This window comes from Longimicrobium sp., assembly GCF_036554565.1.
In the GTDB taxonomy this organism is placed as follows: domain Bacteria; phylum Gemmatimonadota; class Gemmatimonadetes; order Longimicrobiales; family Longimicrobiaceae; genus Longimicrobium.
Window position 1 is genome coordinate 1 of the sequence record NZ_DATBNB010000882.1, and the last position, 3752, is coordinate 3752.

The 3752-nt window shown below is 71.1% G+C and carries 4 protein-coding genes; all 4 read right to left on the reverse strand.

All coding sequences use genetic code 11. The features are described from left to right. Positions 1 to 267: 267 nt before the first annotated feature. Positions 268 to 447 (reverse strand): hypothetical protein, encoded by a 180-nt coding sequence (locus tag VIB55_RS24690; RefSeq protein ID WP_331879353.1) that lies wholly within the window; start codon positions 445 to 447, stop codon positions 268 to 270. A gap of 198 nt (positions 448 to 645) precedes the next feature. After that, positions 646 to 2121, reverse strand: a complete 1476-nt coding sequence (locus VIB55_RS24695) for a hypothetical protein (protein WP_331879355.1) — start codon at positions 2119 to 2121, stop codon at positions 646 to 648. Positions 2122 to 2254: 133 nt separating this feature from the next. Next, positions 2255 to 3028 (reverse strand): NAD-dependent deacylase, encoded by a 774-nt coding sequence (locus VIB55_RS24700; RefSeq protein ID WP_331879356.1) that lies wholly within the window; start codon positions 3026 to 3028, stop codon positions 2255 to 2257. Next, positions 3025 to 3752, reverse strand: a 728-nt coding sequence (locus VIB55_RS24705; RefSeq protein WP_331879357.1) for an amidohydrolase, incomplete at its 5' end; no start/stop codon positions are given. The genes VIB55_RS24700 and VIB55_RS24705, both read right to left, overlap by 4 nt.

Genomic DNA, 3752 nt, shown 5'->3' on the forward strand with positions numbered 1-3752 from the left:
GGTGCCCTGCCCCCCGCTTCTTTTTCCTATCAGGTCTACGCGAGCGCGCGGTCTCCCGCGGCCTCCGCGTGGATGCGCGTCGTGTCGCTCGGCTGGGCCGACCAGGAGCGGGATCTCGGTGCAGCCGAGGATGACCGCTTCACGAAACCCGGATTGTCATCCTGAAGGAGCGGCCCCAAGGCACTCGCCGCTGCACCATTCTCCGCAGCGACTGAAGGATCCGCCACACACTCGCTGAAAGGCGCCGATCCATCCCGCAGCACCAACTCAGGACGGCGGCGGGACGGATGCGGTCAGGACGCCGCTCGTGAGATCCCGCTGGAGATCCAGTAGATGTTCTTCGAGATCGTCCAGCGTCTCGCCCTGCGTGAGATACTCGGGATACTCCCGCAGATAACCCAGCCACGCGCCGTCATCTTCCCAGCAGACGAAGCGGATCGTGCTCATTCGTGCCTCCCTCAACGTGCTCACGGCTTCCGTCCAGCCGCGGAAACTGTGCGTCCAGCGCAGTGTGTGGCGGATCCTTCAGTCGCTGCCGAATTCGGCGTGCGAGCCGGTTCCGCGTGGCCGCTCCTTCAGGATGACAGAGGCCCTCGCGATCCGTCGGCCGGTTCGCCACGCCCGGCCTTCAGGCGCCGCGATCCGTTACAGGCGCAGGCCGATGATCAGGCGGTTCAGGTCGAACAGGTCCACCCCCTGGTGCTCAATGAACAGGCGCGGACTCGGTCCGCGGTTGGGCACCGGCACCACGATGCCGTACCCGAAGTTCAGCACGGCCTCCGTCTTCGCGCGGCCGCGCGGCGGATCGCCCAGGAACAGGAAGCCAGGGCCAGCGTAGCCGTACGGGATGATGGACGTGCCGCTCAGACGGATCGTGGCCAGGTCATACTGGAAGTGCCCTGCGATCATCACCGAGTTGGTGGCCTCGCCGAAGCCGATGGCAGCCTCGGGCACCAGGCGCAGCGCGGGGCGCGAGGCGCTCAGCGGGCCCAGGTCCGTACGGATGCCCATTACGAACTGGCGCGGCCGATCCAGGTTGCCGCCCACGTATGGCCACCACGCCCGGGGACGCGGATCGAAGCCCTTCCCGCCTGGCTCGGCGGCGGGTGCCACGCCCGGCTGCACCCCGGCGCGCGCCAGCTCATCCCGCAGGCGCAGCGCCAGCCGGGCCTCCACCAGTTCCAGCATCCGCGCCTCCTCCGCCGGGGACAAACCGGCGGCGCCCACGCGCGCCACCTCGTCGCGGATCAGGTCGCGCATCTGCTCGCGCTGCTCGGCCATGAGCCCGCGCAGCACGGGCTCCAGATCCGCCAGCACCTGGCGGCGGACGTCGTTCACCTGCGCATCGGTCATCGGCGGGCCGTTCACCGCCGGCCGCCGGTTCATCCCGGACGAATCCGCCGGGCCGTAACGCAGGTAGATCTCGCCTTCCTTGGGGATGGGGATGGTGATGAAGCGCTCCGACTCGTCACGCGCTTCCTCTGCACGGACGCCGTCCCGAGACACGTACACGGTGTCGGGCGTCTGCCGAATGACGGTGGGCGCGGCGACCACGGCGGCGCGGCGGCCGGACGAGCCCAGACGGAACGACAGCCCTGCGCTCCACAGCAGGTTGCTGCGCAGGTCCTCGGAATCTTCGTCGCGCGATTCGAAGAGGTAGCTGCGGACCGCGCCCACCAGGCCCACGCGGCCCAGGTCCAGCCGCGCGCCGCCGCCCGCGATCAGTGCGTTCTGGTCTTCGGGCATGGCCGCCGCGGAATCGGCGTAGCCCTCCAGGAAGTCGATGCGGCCGACGCCGCCCACCAGGAAGGGCGTCAGGCCGCGGCCGGAGTTCAGGTTCAGCTGCGCCTCGGCGCCGAACGCCTGCACGGGCGCGGCCTTGCTGTTCTCGCGGTCCACGCCCCGCCAGTAGAAGCCGGTGATCCCGGCGTAGTCGCGAAGGTCCAGCCCCAGCCGCACGCCGGCCAGGTCCTGGTCGCCAAGCCCCGTGCGCGAGCCGAAGTCCATCCGCCCGGCGAACACCTCCACCGGAAGCGTCGGCTGCGCGGCGGCGGGAAGTGCGACGCACAGCGCCAGCGCCGCACACGTGAGAGCGCGGATGAGCGTGGGATGGACGGACATGTGAGGAGCCGCGGCGGGTGGGACGGATCGGCGAGGCGTATGGACGCCCGGGAACTCTGCCGCGAAACATGAGAGCCGGGGCGTGAACCGGCAATGGTGACAGGCGGTTCACCCGGCAGGAGTCGCGAGCGGATCAGACGGGCGATGCCTTCCGGCGGCGGACCTCGTCGAGCAGGGTGGGGAGCACCTGGCCTGCGGGGCCCTGCAGGAACACGTCGGCGGCGTGGGTGAGTTCGGAAGGCGTGGGATTCACCTCGATGATGCGTGCTCCCGCCCGGCGCGCCCCCAGCGGCAGCTCGGCCGCGGGCCACACCGTGCCGCTGGTGCCGATCAGCAGCATGGCATCGCAGCGGCTGGCGAGGGACCACGCGCGTTCGACGGCGGCGACGGGCAGCATCTCGCCGAACCACACCACATCAGGCCGGAGCGGCGATCCGCAGACGGAGCACTCGGGCGGGTCCTGCTCCTCGCCATCCTCGTACGGAGGCAGCTCGCCGGAAAAGAGGTGCCTGCGGTCCAGGCACTTCAGGCGGCGGATGCTCCCGTGCACCTCGATGACGTCCTCCGATCCCGCGTCCGTGTGCAGCCCGTCGACGTTTTGAGTCACGACGGCCAGCGAGGGGATCACCTTCGCCATCTCCGCGACCGCGAAGTGGCCGGCGTTGGGCCGCGCCTCCGCGATCCGCTGGCGCCGCCACGCGTACCAGCTCCACACGCGCCGTGGGTCGCGGCGAAATCCCTGCTCCGTCGCCAGCTCCTGCGGGTCGAAGTTGGCCCACAGCCCCTCCATGGCGTCGCGGAAGGTGGGGATGCCGCTCTCCTTGGACATCCCCGCCCCGCTGCTCACCACCACGCGCTCCGCCCGCGCCAGGATCTCCGCCGCGCGCGTCAGCCCTTCCGGCGTCACGCGGACGCCTCGCCTGCGCGGTGTACGGTTTCGCCCGCCACCATCGTCAGCAGGCAGGTCATTCCGCGCACCTCGTCGGGCGTGCACGCCAGCGGATCGACGTCCCACGCCACCAGGTCGGCGTCGTAGCCGGGAAGCAGGCGGCCAGTGCGGTGCGCGAGCCCCGCAGCGGCGGCGGGACCCTCGGTGTATGCGCGCAGCGCCTGCTCCGCCAAAATCGCGTTCTCCTGCCACCATCCGTCCGCCGGCTCGCCATCCCACCCCACGCGACGGACGGCGGAGAACAGCCCGAGCCGCGGATCGCACGTTTCCACCGGCACGTCCGAGCCGAACGCCAGCGTCATCCCCGCCCGCAGCAGGTGCGAGAACGGGTAGGCGCCGCGCGACCGCTCGTGTCCCCAGTTGCGCTCGGCGGTGGGGATGTCGGTCATCAGGTGGATGGGCTGCATCGACCCGATCAGCCCCGAGCGCCCGGCCCGCTCCCACAGGTCGGGCGGGCACAGCTGCACGTGCTCGATGCGGTGCGGCATCGCGCCCACGCGCGGCGCCGATCCCAGCACGTCGATCGCCAACTCCACCGCCGCGTCGCCGATGGCGTGAACCGTGGACGAGATCCCCGCCTCGGCCGCCCGGCGGACGTGCGCGCGGAACTCGTCGGGCGGGAGCGTGCTGATGCCGAGGTTGCCGGGCGTGCCCTCGTACGCCTCGCGCATCCAGGCGGTGC

What these genes read in the sequence shown, in the direction of transcription:
- VIB55_RS24690 (WP_331879353.1), bottom strand. Translation starts at nt 447, where the DNA reads ATGAGCACGATCCGCTTCGTCTGCTGGGAAGATGACGGCGCGTGGCTG.
- VIB55_RS24695 (WP_331879355.1), bottom strand. Translation starts at nt 2,121, where the DNA reads ATGTCCGTCCATCCCACGCTCATCCGCGCTCTCACGTGTGCGGCGCTG.